Source organism: Streptomyces sp. HUAS MS02, from assembly GCF_055702265.1.
This window is the reverse complement of record NZ_CM146747.1, coordinates 4212826-4230460: the sequence shown is the minus strand read 5'-3', so window position 1 is coordinate 4230460 and position 17635 is coordinate 4212826. Positions and strand designations below refer to the sequence as shown.

The following is a 17635-nucleotide window of genomic DNA, read 5'->3' as shown; positions in this document are numbered from 1 at the left end:
GACGAAGGCTCAAGCCGCGATCAGCACCTGGAACTGCTGCTGATCCGAACCCCATTGACCCTGTAGGCGTTGGTGAACACGGTGTGGGAGTTCGGCCCCAGACAGACCGAGCCCCCACTCTGCAGCCGCAGATGCACCACGTCGTCGTTGCGGGTGTTCAGGACCCCGTAGTGCGGACGGGGCGTGACCGACTGGAAGTCGCTGGTGACGACCTGGTACTTCGCCATCGGCCGACCTGCCAGCAGGGCGTCGTTGTCCACGTAGAAGCAGACGTAGGGGTACGGGCAGCCCTGCGTGGGGGCTTCCGCGTGGGCGGCGGTCGCGCCGGTCACGGACATGGTCGCCACGGCCACACCCACCCCCACGAAGCCGGTGACCTTCCGGATGACGGATCTCATCAAATCTCCACTGAATGCGGTTGGTTGGGCCTGAAACGGTCACGGATCGAGATGCCTCACCTCGACATGATGAAATCCAGGGCGAAACCGGGAGCGGTCGTCCAGTAGGTGACCCGCTGAAAGTCGTTGGCGTACAACGTCTCGACGGGCATCGGCACATCGATCGGCTTGCCCGCGCCGCTGCCGGGCTTACGACCCTGGAGGCCGAGGGTGATGCTCTTCGCCTCGTACTCGTCCATGGGACCGTTGACGACCAGTCCGGCATACGCCTCGTCACCCGGAGCGAGGGTGACGGGAACCCCCGGGTTCGGGTCGCTCTCCTTGATCACGGGGGCCGTGCGCTTGCCGTCGCCGAGCCGCACGAGCGGGTAGCGGTAGAGGTCGCACTTCTTGGTGCCGGTGTTCTGGACGGTCAGCAGGAGGTGCCTGGCGTCCTTGCTGTCCGCCGGCTCCTTGGAGGCGGACACCCCGAGAACCTTCTGCGTGCAGGCGGCCACGGCGCTCTTGCCGCTCTTCACCACCGGCCCGGTGGCGGAGGCCTGAGCCGACACACCCCACCCGAGAGCCAGGACGAGACCCGCGGCCACGGCCGCCCGACGGCCCGTAAGGGACTTCACGTTCATGTGCGTGCTCCTTCGCTGATCTGCATGAGGTCGCACACGCTCACGGCCCGCGTCCCGGGCGCTCGAAGAACTGAACGCTCCCGCGGACGGGCTGGGCGGAAACACCGAGACACCGCAGGGCGCTCGACCGCCCCAGCCGGTGCGACACCCGTAGCCTCGGCCGCCCCACGAACCGGGGACAACACCCGCCCCCCAACCCGCAACGATGGAACAATCCCACCCCCACCACCTGCGAAAACGAGAACACCTGGGATACCGATCCGGGATGCCGCCCCCCGAAAAACAGCCTGACCCCGAACCACAGCACCCTGGGCGGGGGCCCTGGCTGACGAGCACCGCTCCGTACGGCTGGGGGAGGTGAGGGCCGTCTACCGCAGGCGGCCCCGCCTTCCCGCCGTCTCCGAAGGGCTGCGCACGCCTCGCTCGCTGATCCGCGCTCGGGTACCCCTGCCAGGTAGGGGCTGAACGGCCCACTGTTCCTGGACCGTCCGGCCCCAGACCGCCACATGGGGCAGAGGGGACGATGCGGGTGAAGGCGGGTGAAGACGGGAAAGCCTTGGGGAAGCCCATCCGACTCTCCGTCGCCGACAAGTTGCAGCAGGTGAGTGGCGGGCGATGATGTTCTGCATCGCCGCGGCCCTCGCCCACGCCTTTGCCGACACTCTCCGTGACACCCGGGCCGTTCAGGGCGCGGCTGGGGCCGGGAGGACGCCATGACCGGCCCGGGGCACGCACCGGCCCGGAACCGGCGGAGCTGCCGGGCCGGCAGTGCGCGCCGACAATGGAAGAACCATGGTCCGGGCTGTGACCGCGGCGGCGGACGCCGACGCGCACCTGCCCGCGAACGGGCCCGGCCGGTCTCTCCCGCGTCACCCGGCATCCAAGAGGCGAGAGGAAGGCGGTCGTCATGACCAGCATCACTCACCGTATCGCCACCCTGTTCCGGATCAAGGCCGACAAGGCACTGGACCGGGCCGAGGACCCGCGCGAAGTCCTGGACTACTCCTACGAACAGCAGCTTCAGATGCTGCAGAAGGTACGGCGCGGCGTGGCCGACGTGGCGACCAGCCGTAAGCGCGTCGACCTGCAGGTGAACCAGTTGCGGCAGTCCACGGACAAGCTGCAGGACCAGGCGCAGCAGGCGCTCGCGGCCGGTCGGGAGGACCTGGCCCGCGAGGCACTCACCCGCCGTACGGCCGTGGGCTCGCAGATCATCGATCTGCAGGACCAGCAGACGTCGTTGCGGGCGCAGGAGGAGAAGCTGACCCTGGCCGCACAGCGTCTGCAGACGAAGGTCGACTCGTTCCGTACCCGCAAGGAGACGATCAAGGCCACCTACACCGCGGCGGAGGCCCAGACCCGGATCACCGAGGCCGTCACCGGTATCGGCGAGGAAATGGGCGATGTGGGCCTGGCCATGCGGCGCGCCCAGGACAAGACCGAGCAGATGCAGGCCCGCGCCGGAGCGCTTGACGAGTTGATCGCCTCCGGGGCGCTGGAGGACGCCACGCTGCCGGCCGGGCGGGACGACATCCAGGCCGAGCTCGAGCGCGTGAGCGCCGGCCAGGACGTGGAGCTCGAACTGGCCCGCATGAAGACACGGCTCCCGGCCGCCTCCGGCCCAGCGGCGGTGGAGGGCGCCGAACCCCCGAAGACCTCGCCGGACCAGGAGGCGACATCATGATCATGCGGATTCTCGGCGAGGGCCAGTACGAAGTCACCGAAGAGCACCTGAGCCTGCTCAACGAGCTGGACACCGCCCTGCAGTCGGCCGCCGACGCGGGCGACGAGGCGGCGTTCACCACCGCACTGTCGGCCCTGCTGGACGCGGTACGCAGCCTGGGCACGGCACTGCCGGACGAGCGGATCACACCGTCCGACCTGGTGCTGCCCGATGCCGGCACCAGCCTCGCCCAGGTACGGGATCTGCTGTCCGACGAGGGTCTGATCCCGGGGTGAGGACGCGATGCGCAGTCGTTTCGAGCCCGACCGGCGGCTGACCGCCCGCATGGCGGTCACCATGTTCCTGCTCGGGCTGGTGTATGTGGCATTCATTGCCGCACTGATCGTGCTGCTCAAGTCCGTCGTCCTGGTGGTCGTCATCGCTGCCGGGCTGCTGGCCGCGCAGTACTGGTTCTCGGACCGGATCGCCCTCTACGCGATGCGCGGCCGACTCGTCACAGCCGAGGAACAACCCCAACTGCACGGCGTCATCGACCGGCTGTGTGCCACCGCCGACATGCCGAAACCCCAGGTGGCCATCTCCGACATGGACCTGCCGAACGCGTTCGCCACCGGACGCAACGCCGACCACGCCGTCGTCTGCGTCACCACGGGACTGCAGCGCCGTCTGACGAGCGAGGAACTCGAAGGCGTCCTCGCCCACGAGCTCTCCCATGTGGCGCACCGTGACGTGGCGGTGATCACCATCGCCTCGTTCCTGGGTGTGATCGCCGGACTCGTCGTCCGCTTCGCCTTCTACTCCCAGTTGTTCGGCGGACGCAACCGCGACCAGAACGCCGCCGTCGCGCTCGTCGCGGTGATGGCGGTCTCGGCCCTCGTCTACGCGCTGAGCTTCCTGCTCATCCGCGCGCTCTCGCGCTACCGCGAACTGGCGGCCGACCGCGCCGGAGCCATGCTGACCGCCAAGCCCTCCGCTCTGGCCTCGGCCCTGACCAAGGTCAGCGGCGACATCGCCCGTATCCCCACCCAAGACCTGCGTACGGCCCAGGCGTTCAACGCGTTCTTCTTCACCCCCGCCCTCGGCCCCGGAACCGCGGTGGCCCACCTGTTCTCCACCCACCCCAGCCTGGAAAGCCGCCTGGAGGCCCTCGCGGAGATCTCCGCCGAGCTGGGCGAACCGGGCAGTCGGACGCCATGAGAAGGAGCTGAGCGCTCGTGGGATTCCTGGACGCCCTGCTCGGCCGGTCCAAGCCGGTCAAGCCAGACCTGGACCAGCTCTTCGGCCTGCCCTCGGCGGCGATCACCCTCCAGGCGGCCGTCGGCTTCACCCCGACCGGTGCGGGCTCGGTGTGCTTCGCATCCATCGAGGGCGGGGCATTCGCCCAAGTCCAGCAGGAGGTAAGGGCGCTGCTGGACGCGGACTCCGAACGGGCAGGTGTGCCCGTGGAGTTCAGCCGTGACGAGTACGGGTACTCGTGGCTGCTCTCGCGCCGCGATCCCGACAGTCTGCCCGCGCTGGTGAGCGATCTGCACGCGGTGAACACCGCCCTGCAGGACAGCGGCTTCGGACCACAACTCCTGTGCTCCCTGGTCTCCTTCCACGACGCCGAGCTGCGTCCCCTGGCACTGGTCTACCTCTACAAGCGCGGCACCTTCTACCCCTTCGCTCCGCTGCCCCACCAGAAACGCGACAACCCGCTGGAACTCCAGGTCAAGGCGGTGGTCAAGGACGACCTGCGTATCGAGCAGGACCTGAGCCGCTGGTTCCCGCTGTGGGGCGCCCCCGGCCTGTGAAGGGCCGGCGCGGGCATCCGGGTCCGGGAGGTGGCAGGTGACAGGAATCTGCGCCCGTCATGACGACCTGATCAGCACCGAGCCTCCCGCCCGGCGGCGTTGGCCGACCAGCTCCCAGAACTTCAGGTAGGTGTCGAAGTCGAACCTGGCGTAGGGCTCGTCCAGCAGCAGCACCTCCGGGTCCGCCAGCAGCGCCAGGCCCAGGTTCAGTTTGGAGAGGGTGCCGCCGGAGAGACGGGCGGTGCCCGTGGCCGCGTATCTCCCGAACCCCAGCTCCTCGTACAGCTGCCGGCCGGCGCGGCGCTCGGCCTGGTCGGTCAAGCCGTAGGCGTGACCGAAGAGTTCGAAGTGTTCGTCGCAGGTGAGACGTTCGTGGACAACCGGCTCCTGCGGGCAGTGGCCCGGCCGCCCGCTGCGGGTCACGGTGCCGGCGTCGGCGGACAGGGCCGAAGCCGTGGTGACGGCGGTCCGCACTGGGACGAGAAGCGGCAACGGTGGATCGCTACGGCGAACCTCGGCTTCGATCCGCTCTCCTCGGCTGTCGGCAAGCCGCTCGACGCGGCCGACGTCCGCCGCGCCTTCCGCCAGACGCTCAAGGACGTCGACAGGGTCAACGCCGACGAGTGGACCCCTCGGGAGCTCCGGCACAGCTTCGTGTCACTGCTCTCCGACCGGGGCGTCCCGCTGGAAGAGATCTCGCGGCTCGTCGGGCACTCCGGGACGGCTGTCACTGAGGAGGTCTACCGTAAGCAGATCCGGCCGGTGATCCAGACTGGCGCCGTCGTCATGGACGGCATCTTTGGAGCGGGGCCGCAGTAGCCGTAGTCACTCAGCACGCACTCAGGATCGATAGTCACGCAGGTAGACAGCAACGCCAGAGGGCCCTTACCGATTCGGTAAGGGCCCTCTGAACTGCTATCCAGCTGTCGGGGTGGCGGGATTTGAACCCACGACCTCTTCGTCCCGAACGAAGCGCGCTGCCAAGCTGCGCTACACCCCGATTGTCGCTGCTTGTCGCGGCGACGTCGTTTACTTTAGCCCACCGGTGGCCGGAGACGAAATCCGGTTTTCGGGGTGGCGGTCAGGGCGGTCGGGGCGCCCTCGGCGGGGGTGCACCGGGTCGGGGCGGAGGTGGTCGACGACCACGATCAGGAAGGCGGCGGCGCAGAAGGCGAGGCCCAGGAGGAGGGCGTTGCCGAGGACGCCCTTGTAGCCGTGGCGGTCGACGTCCAGGAACGGGTAGAGGTACGGGGCCGGCCAGTCGGTGGTCACCAGGGCCGCACGGCCGAGCGTGGACGCCAGGTACGCCAGCGGGTAGAGCAGCCAGGCCGCCGCGTGGATCAGCCGGGGTGGGGACGGGCGCGTCAGCAGCAGCCAGTCCGCCACCACCGCGAGGGGGATCACCGTGTGGAGGGCGACGTCGGTCACGGCGAGCCAGCCTGTGGGCGTGACCAGGGCGCCCGTCGGCGACGTGCTCATCGAGAAGGTCGTCGGGCTGTTCGTCAGGAGTAGGTGATACACCGACGCCGTGATCACGGCGTAGAGAACCGTGCCGCCCGTCACCGCGGACGGCAGGGGGCGGTGGGCCGTCCACGCGCGGCGGGCCGAGACGGCGAAGACCAGCGCCACCAGGACCGCGCTCTGGACCGCGAAATGGCTGAACGCGCGCAGCGGGCTGCCCAGCACCATCTCGGTCACCACGGCCGCTGCCGCGGCCAGTGCGACCAGGGCGCGGTACGTCCCTGCCAGTGGGCGTCGTGCCGGTGCCACCACCGCCGTCGCGGGCACGACGGACGTCACCGGGGCGGGGATGCCCGAGATCGCGGGCAGATCGGGGATGTCCCTGGGTATCGGTGCGGTCATGCGCTCACGCTAAGTCGACCGGACGAAAGGGGCTATTCAGGGCGATCCGTACGGGTGGTTGTCAGGGGCGGGGATCGGCCATGTCGGGCGCGCCCGAAGGCCTCGTCGCGGCACAGCCCAAGTCCCGCCAGAGCGCGAGCCTGTCGGGCACAACATGGCCCCTCGACCCGGTCCAGCCCGGCCAGGCCCCGTCGAGCGGGCCCTACCTCGGTCCAGGCCCAGGCCCAGTCCCAGGCCCTGACCCGCTCGGCCTACGCCTCCTCCCGTCCCACCAACGTCAGCAGCGAAGCCTCCGGTGGGCACGCGAACCGCACCGGGGTGTAGCGGTTCGTGCCGCAGCCGGCGGAGACGTGCATGTAGGCGGTGCGGCCGTCGGCCGTGTGGGTGGAGAGGCCCTTGACGCGGTCCGTGTCGAGATCGCAGTTGGTGACGAGGGCGCCGTAGAAGGGGACGCAGAGCTGTCCCCCATGGGTGTGGCCGGCGAGGATGAGGGGGTATCCGTCGGCGGTGAAGGCGTCGAGGCTGCGGAGGTAGGGGGCGTGGACGACGCCCAGGGAGAGGTCGGCGAAGTCCGACGGGCCGCCGGCCACCCGCGCGTACCGGTCCCGCTTGATGTGCGGGTCGTCCAGGCCGGTCAGCTCGACCGCCATGCCCTCGATCTTCAGTGTGCCGCGGGTGTTGGTGAGGTTGAGCCAGCCGGCCCCGTCGAAGCCGTCCCGCAGGTCCTCCCACGGGTTGTGGATGGCGCCGACCACCGGCTTGTTGCCGTTCAGACCGTGTCGGCCCTGGACCTTCTCCAGGAGGTAGCGCGCGGGGTTGCGCAGCTTGGGGCCGTAGTAGTCGTTGGAGCCGAAGACGTACGCGCCGGGGAACTCCATCAGCGGGCCCAGCGCGTCCAGCACCTCGGGGACGCCCTCGGGGTCGGAGAGGTTGTCCCCGGTGTTGATCACGAAGTCGGGGCGCAGCCCGGCCAGGGACCGCAGCCAGCGCTGCTTCTTGCGCTGCCCGCTCACCATGTGGATGTCGGACACCTGAAGTATGCGCAGTGGCCGCATGCCCGGTGGCAGCACCGGCACCGTCACCCGACGCAGCCGGAAGGAGCGGGCCTCGAAACCCGCCGCGTACACCACACCGGCGGCACCGACCGCCGCGATCCCCAGAGGTACTCCGTATCGCGCTCGCATGTGTCCATCGTGTCAGACCCCGCCGAGCCCGAGCGCCCGCCTGTGGACAACCCCCGCTCACCGCCGCCGATTGTCACCGGTCGTCAACTCGCCCTGTGGACAACCGACTCCGGCTCCGTGCACCCGGTCCGCACACACCAGCGAAATCAAGGCGCGCTCCGCACGCCACACCTGCGACAATCGACGCCATGACCACGCTCAAGTCGAAGCTGCAGGAAGACCTCAACGCCGCCATCAAGGAGCGCGACGAGCTCCGCTCCTCGACGCTCCGGCTGACCCTCACCGCGATCACGAAGGAAGAGGTCGCGGGCAAGGAGAAGCGTGAGCTCTCCGACGACGAGGTGCTCAAGGTGATCACCAAGGAGGCGAAGAAGCGCCGCGAGGCCGCGGAAGCCTTCGCCCAGGGCGGTCGTACCGAATCGGCCGAGCGGGAGAAGGCGGAGGGCGCGCTCCTCGCCGAGTACCTGCCCAAGCAGCTCTCCGACGAGGAGCTGCGGCAGATCGTCGTGCAGGCCGTCGAGGAGGTGCGGGCCGCCGGTGCCGAGGGGCCGCGCGCGATGGGCCAGGTCATGAAGATCGTGAACCCGAAGGTGGCCGGTCTCGCCGAGGGCGGCCGAGTCGCCGCCATCGTCAAGCAGCAGCTCGCGGGCGGCTGACGCCCACTGGCTCCGGCAGGCTCTCTGGCTCTGGGTCGGCTTCCGGCTCCGGCGCGGCCTCCTGGCTCCGGCGCGGCCTTCTGGCTCCGGCGCGGCCTTCTGGCTCCGGAGTCGGCTTCCAGCCCCGGTCGGCCAAGCTTTCCGGCTCCCCGGTCGGCTTCCGGTTCCGGCCAGCCAGGGCTCCCTGGCTCCCGGTCGGCTTCCGGCTCCGTCCCGCCCTTCCGGCGCCAGGCAAGCTCCCCGGCTCCGGCAAGCTCCCCGGCTCCGGCAGGCTCCTGGCGGCGCCCGCCTGCGCCCCGGCTCCCGCCGACCCTCCCACTCAACGGCGGTGGGGGGCGCCCCCTTTCCAGGGGCGCCCCCCACCGCCGTATCTATATCTCCCGGCCCGGCTCCACGGCCGTCACCGGTCCACGGAGGTCAGCGAACCGCCTCCCGGACCCCGGCCGTGCTCCGGTCCTTCCGTCGGTCCGTCGGTCCGTCGGTCCGTCCGTCCGTCCGTCACCCGAACCCGCCGCCGCCTCCGCCGTTGCCGTTCCCGTTGTTCCCGCCGTTCGTCTGGCCCTCGAACCAGTTCTCCGGGATGGTGAAGTCCGGGGTCGGGAAGCTGGTGCCGCCGTCGTTGCCGCCGACGAAGCCGCCGCCGTCGTCACCGTTTCCGTTGTCGTCGCCGTTCCCGTTCCCGTTCCCGTTTCCGTTCCCATTGCCGTTGTCGTCGTCCTCACGGTCGCGGTCCGGCCGCTCGTCGGGGATGTAGACGCGGTTGAAGTCGGGGTTCGGCTTGCCCGCCAGTGCGCCGGACATCATGTCGCGCCAGATCGGACCGGGAACCCGGCCACCGAAGACCTTGTCGTGCCGTTCGCCGCCGATGGTGATGTTCACCATGCGGCGCTTGTGCGCGGGGTCACCGACCCAGACCGCACCGGCCATGTTCGGGGTGTAGCCCACGAACCAGGCCGCGTAACGGAAGTCCGTCGTACCGGTCTTACCGGCGCTGGGGCGGCTGGGGCCGAGGCCGGCCTCCCGTCCCGTACCGTCCTCGACCACGCCCTCCAGCAGGGTGCTGATCGTGTCGGCGGTCTTCTCGGACATGGCCCGCGAGCACGTCGACTTCGGGACCTCCAGCGACTTCGACTTCTCGCCGACCCGCTGGGTGATGGACTCGATGGCGACCGGCGTGCAGTACATGCCGCGCGCGGCGAAGGTGGCGTACGCGTTCGCCATGGTCAGCGGGGACATCTCCTGCGTGCCGAGCGCGATCGACGGGGCCTGGTCCATCTTGCGGCCGTCGGCCCGCTCGACGCCCATCTTCCCGGCCATCTTCGTCACCGGACAGATGCCGATGTCCGCGATCATCTGCACGAAGTAGGTGTTGACCGACAGCGCGGTCGCCTTCTCCATCGAGTACGGGCCGACCTCGCTCGCGCTCTCGTTCTCGAGCTTCGCGGCGCTGGTGCCGGTGCCGTTGCGCCAGGTGCCGCCGCCGCAGGTGGAGATCGGACTCGGGTACGCCATCTTGTACGGCGCGGAGTAGATCTTCCCCGGGGACATGCCGTCCTCTATGGCCGCCGCGGCGACGATCGGCTTGAACGTCGAACCGGGCTGGTAGCCCGCTCCGCCGCCCATCGACTCGTCGACCGAGAGGTTGATGGACGTCTCGTTCTTCTTGGTGTCCAGGCCGTACGGCCTGGACTGGCCCATGGCGAGGATCTTGCCGGTGCCCGGCTCCACGATGGTGGCGGCGGTGGCCACCTCGTCCTTCTGGCGGACGTGTGCCTTGACGGATGCCTGGACCGACTTCTGGGCCTTCGGGTCCATCGTCGTCCGGATCGTCAGACCGCCCTGGTTCCAGATCTTGGCCCGCTCTTCCTTCGTCTTGCCGAAGATCGGGTCGTTCAGGAAGATCTTGCGGACGTAGTCGCAGAAGAAGCCCGCGCCCTTGACCGCGGTGATGCAGCCGTTCTTGGGCTTGCTGATGTCGAGGCCGAGCGGCTTCCCCTTGGCCTTGTCCGCGTCCGTCTGGGAGATGTCGCCGACATCGGCCATGCGCTGCAGCACCGTGTTGCGCCGCTTGGTGGCCTCCTGCGGGTCGTTCACCGGGTCGTACCGGCTGGGCGACTGCACGATGCCGGCGAGGAGTGCGGCCTCCTCGACGTCCAGGTCCTTGGCGGACTTGGAGAAGTACCGCTGGGAGGCGGCCTCGACGCCGTAGGCCTGCTGGCCGAAGAACGTGATGTTCAGATAGTTCTCGAGGATCTTCTTCTTGCTGAGTTCCTCCTCGAGCTGGATCGCCTTCTTGAGCTCGTTGATCTTCCGGCCGAGGGTCTGCTGGGTGGCCTGGGCGACCAGCGTCGGGTCGTCACCGGCCTCCTCCACCGCCACGTTCTTCACCAGCTGCTGCGTCAGCGTGGACGCGCCCTGGGTGACACCGCCGTCCTGCGCGTTCCGGTTGAGCGCGCGCAGGACGCCCTTGAGGTCGATCGCGCCGTGCTGGTAGAACCGGGCGTCCTCGATCGCGATGATCGCCTGCTGCATGTACGGCGAGATCTCTTTGAGATCGACCACCGTACGGTCGCGGCTGTACACCGTGGCGATCGAGTCGCCCTTGCTGTCGAGGATCGTGGTGCGCTGGCTCAGCGGCGGCTGCTTGAGGTTGGCGGGGAGCTCGTCGAACCCCTCGACGGAACCCTTGGCCGCGAGCCCCAGGGCGCCGACGGCGGGCAGGGCGATGCCCGCCATGACGGCGCCGGCGAGCACGCTGACACCTACGAACTTGGCGGCCTGCTGTGTGGGGGACAGACCACCACCCGAGCGCTTGTTTGGCATGAGGGCAGCCTAATCCGTGCCGATGACCGTTCCGAAGGAGCAGGTGCGTCCGGAGGGGTACGGGTGCCGGATCGTGACATCCGGGGCCCGGGGTCCGGGATCCAAGGCCCGGGGTCCAGGGCCTGGCGCTCGGGACGCGGACGGCGTCGGGGCGTGAGGGAAACGTGAACGGCTGTCTACGTTCTCATTCGCCGGACACGCGCGCAGGCCTTGGCCTAAGCTGCTCTCAACTGTCACAGCCGTAGGCCCTTGTATCAAGTACGTCCAGCGAGCCCGAATCGTTCTGACGTTCTTCCGATTTTTTTCCGGTGCCGTGTCCGAATCCACCTCGTGTGTCATTCGGTGTCCGTTGTGACGCATGTCAACCGTCCCGTTCTGACGGGATAGTCACGTATGTCCTCAGGTCACTCCCGCGGGTGATCTGCCGCTTACGCATAGTCCGTTCGGGCCATTCAAGATTGGGCCCGAAGGGGGTGTTGCGCTGTGCCCACCTTCCGTAACGTCCTCAACTGGCGGCGGTGAATATGCCGCTGCCGCCGTGGGGGAGCCTCGATTCGGGAGAGGACGGCGCCGGTATGGGCTGGGTAACCGACTGGAGTGCGCAGGCTGCCTGCCGCACTACCGATCCGGATGAACTGTTCGTTCAAGGAGCAGCGCAGAACAGGGCCAAGGCGGTGTGCACCGGATGCCCGGTGCGGACGGAGTGCCTGGCGGACGCGTTGGACAACCGCGTCGAGTTCGGCGTGTGGGGAGGAATGACGGAGCGAGAGCGCCGCGCACTGCTGCGCAGGCGACCGACCGTCACGTCGTGGCGCAGGCTGCTGGAGACCGCGCGCACGGAGTACGAGCGTGGCGCGGGCATTCTGCCGCTCGACGATGACGAGATGTACGAGAACTACGCGGCGGTGAGCTGAGGACGAGGCCCCTTCCGGGCCACGTCGGTCGAGGGCGCCCTTGAGGTGTCGGCGCGTCGGGCAGGTGTGCCGGCTCTCGGGTGCCCCGAGACGTGGATCGGCCTTGGGGCCGCGGACGGCTCCTCGGCCTTCCGCCAGTTCAGCAGGTCTCCCGGTCGGTTGTCGGTGGGTCGGCCGGTCGGTTGTCGGTAGGTCCGCCGGTCGGTTGTCGGTGGGTCGGCCCGTCAGTCGTCGGTGGTGGGCAGCTCCGGCCTTATGGCCGCGAGCCGGTCCCCGATGTCCCGCAGCCCCGCCAGGTCGTGGACGTCACCGGGCAGCGCGGCCACCTCGGCCACGGCCACCTCGGGATGCAGCGCGGTGAAGCGGTCACGCGTGCGCTGCTCGCGCGTGAGCAGACGCATCCGCTCGGCGTGCAGCCTGAGCAGGCCCGCCGTGAGTTGTTCCACTGTCAGGTCCGGGGCGGGGGAGCCCTCCTGCGGACCGGTCGTTGCGGGAGATTCTGAACTGGCGGAACGGGCTGAACTGGCTGAACTGTCGTACGTGTCGGGAGAGTTACGAACTGCTTTCCCGTCCATCTGATCCACAATGCGGGGCTCGTCAAGATTTTCCGCGGCGGCGAGCGCGCGCTCGGCGGACAGCTGGGCCGCGCCGCTGCCATGGACGCGGTTGAGCACCAGGCCGGCCAACGGCATGTCCTCGGCCGCCAGTCGCTCCACGAAGTACGCCGCCTCACGCAGCGCGTCCCGCTCCGGCGCCGCCACCACCAGGAAGGCCGTGCCCGGCGCCTGGAGCAGCTTGTACGTGGCGTCCGCGCGGGTACGGAAGCCGCCGAACATGGAGTCCATCGCGGCCACGAACGTCTGCACGTCCTTGAGCAGTTGACCGCCGAGCAGCTTGCCCAGGACGCCCGTCATCATCGACATGCCGACGTTCAGGAACTTCATCCCCGCCCGCCCGCCGACCTTCGCGGGCGCCAGCAGCACCCGGATCAGCTTGCCGTCGAGGAACGACCCCAGCCGCTTCGGCGCGTCCAGGAAGTCCAGCGCCGAACGGGACGGCGGGGTGTCGACGACGATCAGGTCCCACTCGTCCCGGGCCCGCAACTGGCCCAGCTTCTCCATCGCCATGTACTCCTGCGTGCCCGCGAAGCCCGCCGAGAGCGACTGGTAGAACGGGTTGTTCAGGATCGCGGAGGCCCGCTCGGGGTCCGCGTGCGCCTCGACGATCTCGTCGAACGTGCGCTTCATGTCGAGCATCATGGCGTGCAGTTCGCCGTCCCCGTCGATGCCCTTCACCCGGCGCGGGGTGTTGTCCAGCGAGTCGATGCCCATGGACTGGGCGAGCCGCCGGGCGGGGTCGATGGTCAGCACGACCACCTTGCGGCCGCGTTCGGCGGCCCGCAGCCCGAGGGCCGCCGCCGTGGTCGTCTTGCCCACACCGCCGGCGCCGCAGCAGACCACGATGCGGGTCCCCGGGTCGTCCAGCAGGGGATCCACGGCCAGGGGCCGGGTCGGGCTGATCACACGATGCCCGTCCGGCGTCTGGGACGGGGCGTGGGCGGGGTCCAGGTCGTGGTCGTGCGCCGCGTCGCGCTCGGCGGCCGGGTCCGGAGTCATGAGATCCCTTGCTGACGCAGTTCCGTGGCGAGTTCGTACAGGCCCGCGAGGTCCATTCCCTCGGCGAGCAGCGGCAGTTCGTGCAGCGGCAGGCCCAGCTCGCCGAGGACACCCCGCTGCTCGTGCTCCAGGGTGTACCGCTCGGCGTACTCCTCGGCCTGCGCGAGCAGCGGCCCCACCAGCCGCTCGGCGTTGCCGCCGCGCCGCGCGCCGCCCAGGCCCGCCGTGGACAGGGACTTGGCGACGGCCGTACGCGGCACCGCGCGCGCGAACTCCAGCTCGCCCGCGTCCAGCACCTCGGGCCGCACCATGTTGACGATGATCCGCCCCACCGGCAGCCTCGCGGCCCGCAGCTCGGCGATGCCGTCCGTCGTCTCCTGGACGGGCATCTCCTCCAGCAGCGTCACCAGGTGCACGGCCGTCTCGGGGGACTTCAGGACCCGCATGACGGCCTGGGCCTGATTGTGTATCGGGCCGATCTTCGCGAGGCCCGCCACTTCGTCGTTGACGTTCAGGAAGCGGGTGATGCGCCCGGTGGGCGGCGCGTCCATCACCACGTAGTCGTACGTGAACCGCCCGCTCTTCTCCTTGCGCCGCACCGCCTCGCAGGCCTTGCCCGTCAGGAGGACGTCCCTGAGGCCGGGCGCGATCGTGGTCGCGAAGTCGATGGCGCCGAGCTTCTTCAGGGCCCGGCCCGCCCCGCCGAGCTTGTAGAACATCTGGAGGTAGTCCAACAGTGCCAGTTCGGGGTCGATGGCCAGCGCGTACACCTCCCCGCCCCCGGGAGCCACCGCGATCTTCCGCTCCTCGTACGGCAGTGCCTCTGCCTCGAAGAGCTGTGCGATGCCTTGCCTGCCCTCGACCTCGACCAGGAGGGTGCGCTTCCCCTCGGTCGCGAGGGCGAGCGCGAGTGCGGCGGCGACCGTGGTCTTTCCGGTCCCGCCCTTGCCGCTGACGACCTGGAGCCTGCTCACGTATTCGAGCCTAACCAGTCCGCGCGCGGCATACGCGGGAGGCTGTGGACAACTTGTGCTCCTCCCGTCTGCCCGGCCCCCGCGCGCCCCGTGCCCGGACGGCGGCGGAACCCGTGCCGGACGGCGGCCGGGCAGCGGATAAAGTCGGCCACATGACCAAGTGGGAATACGCAACCGTGCCGCTGCTCGTCCATGCCACGAAGCAGATTCTGGACACCTGGGGCGAGGACGGCTGGGAGCTCGTCCAGGTCGTGCCCGGGCCGAACAACCCCGAGCAGCTGGTGGCCTACCTGAAGCGGCCCAAGCCGTGAGCGCCGTCGAAGCGAAGCTCGCGGAACTCGGGCTGAGGCTGCCCGAGGTCGTCCCGCCGCTCGCCGCGTACCAGCCGGCCGTGCGCAGCGGGGTGTACGTCTACACCGCCGGGCAGCTGCCCATGGTGGAGGGCAAGCTGCCCGTCACCGGCAAGGTCGGCGCCGAGGTCACCCCCGAGGAGGCCAAGGAGCTCGCCCGTACCTGCGCGCTGAACGCCCTGGCCGCCGTCAAGTCCGTGGCGGGCGACCTGGACCGGGTCGCGCGTGTGGTGAAGGTCGTCGGCTTCGTGGCCTCGGCCTCCGACTTCACGGGCCAGCCCGCCGTACTGAACGGCGCGAGCGAACTCCTCGGCGCCGTCTTCGGCGACAAGGGCGTCCACGCGCGCAGCGCGGTCGGTGTGGCGGTCCTGCCGCTGGACGCGCCGGTCGAGGTGGAGCTCCAGGTGGAGCTGGCCGAGGGCTAGAGCCCGCCGGGATCGCGGAGGCTCACTCGAACATCAGCCCGTGACGAGTTAGCCTCCGCCCATGGCAAACGGGCAGTGGTATCCCGCCGAGTGGCCGGACCGCATCCGCGCACTCGCGGCCGGCACGCTGACACCGGTGACCCCCAGGCGGGCCGCCACCGTGATGCTGCTCAAGGACACGGCCGACACCCCGGTCGTGCACATGCTGCGCAGGCGCGCCTCCATGGCATTCGCCGGAGGCGCGTACGCGTATCCGGGCGGCGGGGTGGACCCGCGCGACGACGACCACCAGATCCGCTGGGCGGGCCCCACGCGCGCGTGGTGGGCGTCCCGCCTCGGCGTCGACGAGGACGACGCCCAGGCGATCGTCTGCGCGGCCGTCCGGGAGACGTACGAGGAGGCGGGCGTCCTGCTCGCCGGGCCGAGCCCCGACACCGTGATCGACGACACCACGGGCGACGACTGGGAGGCGGACCGCGCCGCGGTGGCCGCCCGGGAGTTGTCCTTCGCCGAGTTCCTGGAGCGCCGGGGACTGGTCCTGCGCTCCGATCTCCTCGGCGCCTGGGCGCGTTGGATCACCCCGGAGTTCGAGGCCCGGCGCTACGACACCTGGTTCTTCGTGGCCGCTCTTCCGCAGGGCCAGCGCACCCGCAACGCCTCCACGGAGGCCGACCGCACGGTGTGGATCCGGCCCCGGGACGCGGCGGACGGCTACGACAAGGGCGAGCTGATGATGATGCCGCCGACCATCGCGACCCTGCGCCGGCTCGCGGAGTACGACTCGGCCGCCGCCGCGCTCGCCGCCGCCCCCGCCCGCGACCTGACACCCGTCCTCGCCCGGGCCCGCCTGGAGAACGACGACGTGATCCTCTCCTGGCCGGGCCACGACGAGTTCACCAAGCGAGTTCCGGCCGCCGGAGACCCGACGTGACGGCGACGACAGCCGTTCGGGGCGCGACAACAGCCCTTCCGGGCGGGACGGCGGGGCGGGCGGCAGCCCTTCCGTGTCGGGCGCCTGCGTCGGCGGGGCGGGTGGCGGTCCTTCCGGGTCGATCGGCAGCGCTGGTGGGCCGAGCGATAGCGCTCCCGCGTCGGGCGACTGCCCTTCCGGGCGGGACGGCGGCGCCGGCGGGGCGGGCGGCAGTCTTTTCGGGCCGGGCGATAGCGCTCCTGGGTCGGGCGGCAGGCCTTCCGGGCCGGGCGATAGCGCTCCCGGGGCGGACGGCAGCCCATCCTGGCCGGACGACAGTGTTGCCGGGGCGGGCGGCAGCCTCCCTGCGTCGGGCGGTAGTGCTTTCCGGGCGAGTCGCAGCCCGCTCGGGGCCGTCGAGCGGTCGGTCCGAGCCCGTGCCCGCGTGCCTCGTGTCGCTGCTTGGGGGCCGGGGTGCCGTCCGGGCCCGCTCGCGGCACCGTCGCACTTCTCCCCTCCCGCTGGAAGGCACCTCCGTATGACCGACGCAGCAGCCCTTCCCGGCCGGCCCAGGGGCGGTGTCCTGTCCGGCCCCGCCACCGCCCGCGCCGTCAACGTGCTCGCGCCGAACGCCTCCGTGATGACGCTGGACGGCACCAACACCTGGATCGTCTCCGAACCGGACTCCGACCTCGCCGTCGTGATCGACCCCGGTCCCCTGGACGACGCTCATCTGCGCAACGTCGTCGCCACGACGGAGAAGGCCGGCCGTCGCGTCGCGCTGACCCTGCTCACCCACGGGCACCCGGACCACGCGGAGGGCGCCGCCCGCTTCGCCGAGCTGACCGGTACGAACGTACGGGCCCTGGACCCGGCGCTGCGGCTCGGCGACGAAGGACTGGGCGCGGGCGACGTCGTCTCGGTCGGCGGCCTGGAGCTCCGGGTCGTCCCCACCCCCGGCCACACCGCCGACTCGCTCTGTTTCCACCTCCCGGCGGACCGGGCCGTCCTGACCGGTGACACCGTCCTGGGCCGCGGCACGACGGTCGTGGCGCACCCCGACGGCCGTCTCGGGGACTATCTCGACTCGCTGCGCCGCCTCAGGTCCCTCACGGTCGACGACGGCGTCCACACCGTCCTTCCCGGTCACGGCCCCGTCCTGGAGGACGCCCAGGGTGCCGTCGAGTTCTATCTGGCCCACCGGGCCAACCGACTGGCCCAGGTGGAGACGGCCGTCGAGAACGGCTACCGCACCCCCGACGACGTCGTCGCCCACGTCTACGCGGACGTCGACCGCTCCCTGTGGCCCGCCGCGGAACTCTCGGTACGGGCACAGCTGGAGTACCTGACCGAACACGGTCTGATCTGACCGCTTCGAGTCGGCCCGAGGTCGAGCCTGACCGTCTTTGCGCCTGGGTGTCC

Annotated in this window: 18 protein-coding genes, 1 tRNA gene and 1 pseudogene; 11 read left to right on the top strand and 9 right to left on the bottom strand. The window is 70.2% G+C overall.

Translation table 11 applies throughout. The annotated features are described in order from the left end of the window. Window positions 1–20 precede the first annotated feature (20 nt). Together ACZ9QC_RS18135 and ACZ9QC_RS18130 are read right to left on the bottom strand one after the other, a co-directional pair. Window positions 21–398, bottom strand: coding sequence for a hypothetical protein (locus tag ACZ9QC_RS18135; RefSeq protein ID WP_472921062.1), 378 nt, complete (start codon window positions 396–398; stop codon window positions 21–23). A 56-nt stretch (window positions 399–454) separates the two neighbouring features. After that, entirely contained in the window at window positions 455–1021 is a 567-nt protein-coding gene (locus ACZ9QC_RS18130; protein WP_472921061.1) for a DUF4232 domain-containing protein, read from the bottom strand. Between the two features lie 907 nt (window positions 1022–1928). Here ACZ9QC_RS18130 and ACZ9QC_RS18125 point away from each other — a divergent pair. The 4 genes from ACZ9QC_RS18125 to pspAB are packed head-to-tail and all read left to right on the top strand — an operon-like array spanning window position 1929 to window position 4498. Then, complete coding sequence (locus ACZ9QC_RS18125; protein WP_472921060.1) at window positions 1929–2705, top strand: PspA/IM30 family protein; 777 nt, start codon at window positions 1929–1931, stop codon at window positions 2703–2705. Next, window positions 2702–2980, top strand: coding sequence for a PspA-associated protein PspAA (gene pspAA, locus ACZ9QC_RS18120; RefSeq protein WP_472921059.1), 279 nt, complete (start codon window positions 2702–2704; stop codon window positions 2978–2980). The genes ACZ9QC_RS18125 and pspAA overlap by 4 nt, the downstream gene beginning before the upstream one ends. 7 nt (window positions 2981–2987) lie before the next feature. Continuing rightward, complete coding sequence (gene htpX / locus ACZ9QC_RS18115) at window positions 2988–3902, top strand: zinc metalloprotease HtpX (RefSeq protein ID WP_472921058.1); 915 nt, start codon at window positions 2988–2990, stop codon at window positions 3900–3902. Between the two features lie 17 nt (window positions 3903–3919). Continuing rightward, entirely contained in the window at window positions 3920–4498 is a 579-nt protein-coding gene (gene pspAB / locus ACZ9QC_RS18110; RefSeq protein ID WP_472921057.1) for a PspA-associated protein PspAB, read from the top strand. Window positions 4499–4555: 57 nt separating this feature from the next. Here pspAB and ACZ9QC_RS18105 read toward each other — a convergent pair whose 3' ends face one another. Beyond that, window positions 4556–4921, bottom strand: a complete 366-nt coding sequence (locus ACZ9QC_RS18105) for an ATP-binding cassette domain-containing protein (protein ID WP_472921056.1) — start codon at window positions 4919–4921, stop codon at window positions 4556–4558. A gap of 108 nt (window positions 4922–5029) precedes the next feature. Between ACZ9QC_RS18105 and ACZ9QC_RS18100 the strand changes: the two are divergent. Beyond that, a pseudogene (locus tag ACZ9QC_RS18100) lies at window positions 5030–5317 on the top strand (tyrosine-type recombinase/integrase); the annotation flags it as partial. Window positions 5318–5424: 107 nt separating this feature from the next. On the opposite strand, the gene ACZ9QC_RS18095 reads toward ACZ9QC_RS18100, so the two are convergent. The 3 genes from ACZ9QC_RS18095 to ACZ9QC_RS18085 all read right to left on the bottom strand — a co-directional run bounded on the left by ACZ9QC_RS18095 (window position 5425) and on the right by ACZ9QC_RS18085 (window position 7545). Then, a tRNA-Pro gene (locus tag ACZ9QC_RS18095) sits at window positions 5425–5498 on the bottom strand. A gap of 29 nt (window positions 5499–5527) precedes the next feature. Then, window positions 5528–6361, bottom strand: a complete 834-nt coding sequence (locus tag ACZ9QC_RS18090) for a Pr6Pr family membrane protein (RefSeq protein ID WP_472921055.1) — start codon at window positions 6359–6361, stop codon at window positions 5528–5530. 251 nt (window positions 6362–6612) lie between these two features. Beyond that, entirely contained in the window at window positions 6613–7545 is a 933-nt protein-coding gene (locus ACZ9QC_RS18085; RefSeq protein ID WP_184905360.1) for a metallophosphoesterase, read from the bottom strand. Between the two features lie 188 nt (window positions 7546–7733). Here ACZ9QC_RS18085 and ACZ9QC_RS18080 point away from each other — a divergent pair, with 188 nt between their 5' ends. Beyond that, a complete protein-coding gene (locus ACZ9QC_RS18080) occupies window positions 7734–8201 on the top strand; it encodes a GatB/YqeY domain-containing protein (protein ID WP_472921054.1) in 468 nt (155 codons plus the stop codon). 498 nt (window positions 8202–8699) lie between these two features. Here the strand turns inward: ACZ9QC_RS18080 and ACZ9QC_RS18075 are convergent, their stop codons facing one another. Beyond that, a complete protein-coding gene (locus tag ACZ9QC_RS18075; protein WP_472921053.1) occupies window positions 8700–11024 on the bottom strand; it encodes a transglycosylase domain-containing protein in 2325 nt (774 codons plus the stop codon). Between the two features lie 575 nt (window positions 11025–11599). Between ACZ9QC_RS18075 and wblA the strand changes: the two genes are divergently transcribed. Beyond that, window positions 11600–11938, top strand: a complete 339-nt coding sequence (gene wblA, locus ACZ9QC_RS18070; RefSeq protein ID WP_033524587.1) for a transcriptional regulator WblA — start codon at window positions 11600–11602, stop codon at window positions 11936–11938. Window positions 11939–12162: 224 nt separating this feature from the next. Here the strand turns inward: wblA and bagB are convergent, their stop codons facing one another. Further along, a complete protein-coding gene (gene bagB / locus ACZ9QC_RS18065; RefSeq protein ID WP_472921052.1) occupies window positions 12163–13554 on the bottom strand; it encodes an ATPase BagB in 1392 nt (463 codons plus the stop codon). Continuing rightward, window positions 13551–14528, bottom strand: coding sequence for an ATPase BagA (bagA, locus tag ACZ9QC_RS18060; protein ID WP_472921051.1), 978 nt, complete (start codon window positions 14526–14528; stop codon window positions 13551–13553). Before bagA ends, bagB begins: the two co-directional genes overlap by 4 nt. Window positions 14529–14680: 152 nt before the next feature. Between bagA and ACZ9QC_RS18055 the strand changes: the two genes are divergently transcribed. The 4 genes from ACZ9QC_RS18055 to ACZ9QC_RS18040 all read left to right on the top strand — a co-directional run bounded on the left by ACZ9QC_RS18055 (window position 14681) and on the right by ACZ9QC_RS18040 (window position 17582). Further along, on the top strand, window positions 14681–14839 hold the full coding sequence (locus ACZ9QC_RS18055; protein ID WP_086785308.1) for a DUF4177 domain-containing protein: 159 nt from the start codon (window positions 14681–14683) through the stop codon (window positions 14837–14839). Then, a complete protein-coding gene (locus ACZ9QC_RS18050) occupies window positions 14836–15303 on the top strand; it encodes a RidA family protein (RefSeq protein WP_472921050.1) in 468 nt (155 codons plus the stop codon). The genes ACZ9QC_RS18055 and ACZ9QC_RS18050 overlap by 4 nt, the downstream gene beginning before the upstream one ends. 61 nt (window positions 15304–15364) lie before the next feature. Then, a complete protein-coding gene (locus ACZ9QC_RS18045) occupies window positions 15365–16234 on the top strand; it encodes an NUDIX hydrolase (RefSeq protein ID WP_472921049.1) in 870 nt (289 codons plus the stop codon). 517 nt (window positions 16235–16751) lie between these two features. Then, window positions 16752–17582: an MBL fold metallo-hydrolase gene (locus ACZ9QC_RS18040; protein ID WP_472921048.1), complete on the top strand. Its 831-nt coding sequence runs from the start codon at window positions 16752–16754 to the stop codon at window positions 17580–17582. The last annotated feature ends 53 nt before the right edge of the window (window positions 17583–17635 follow it).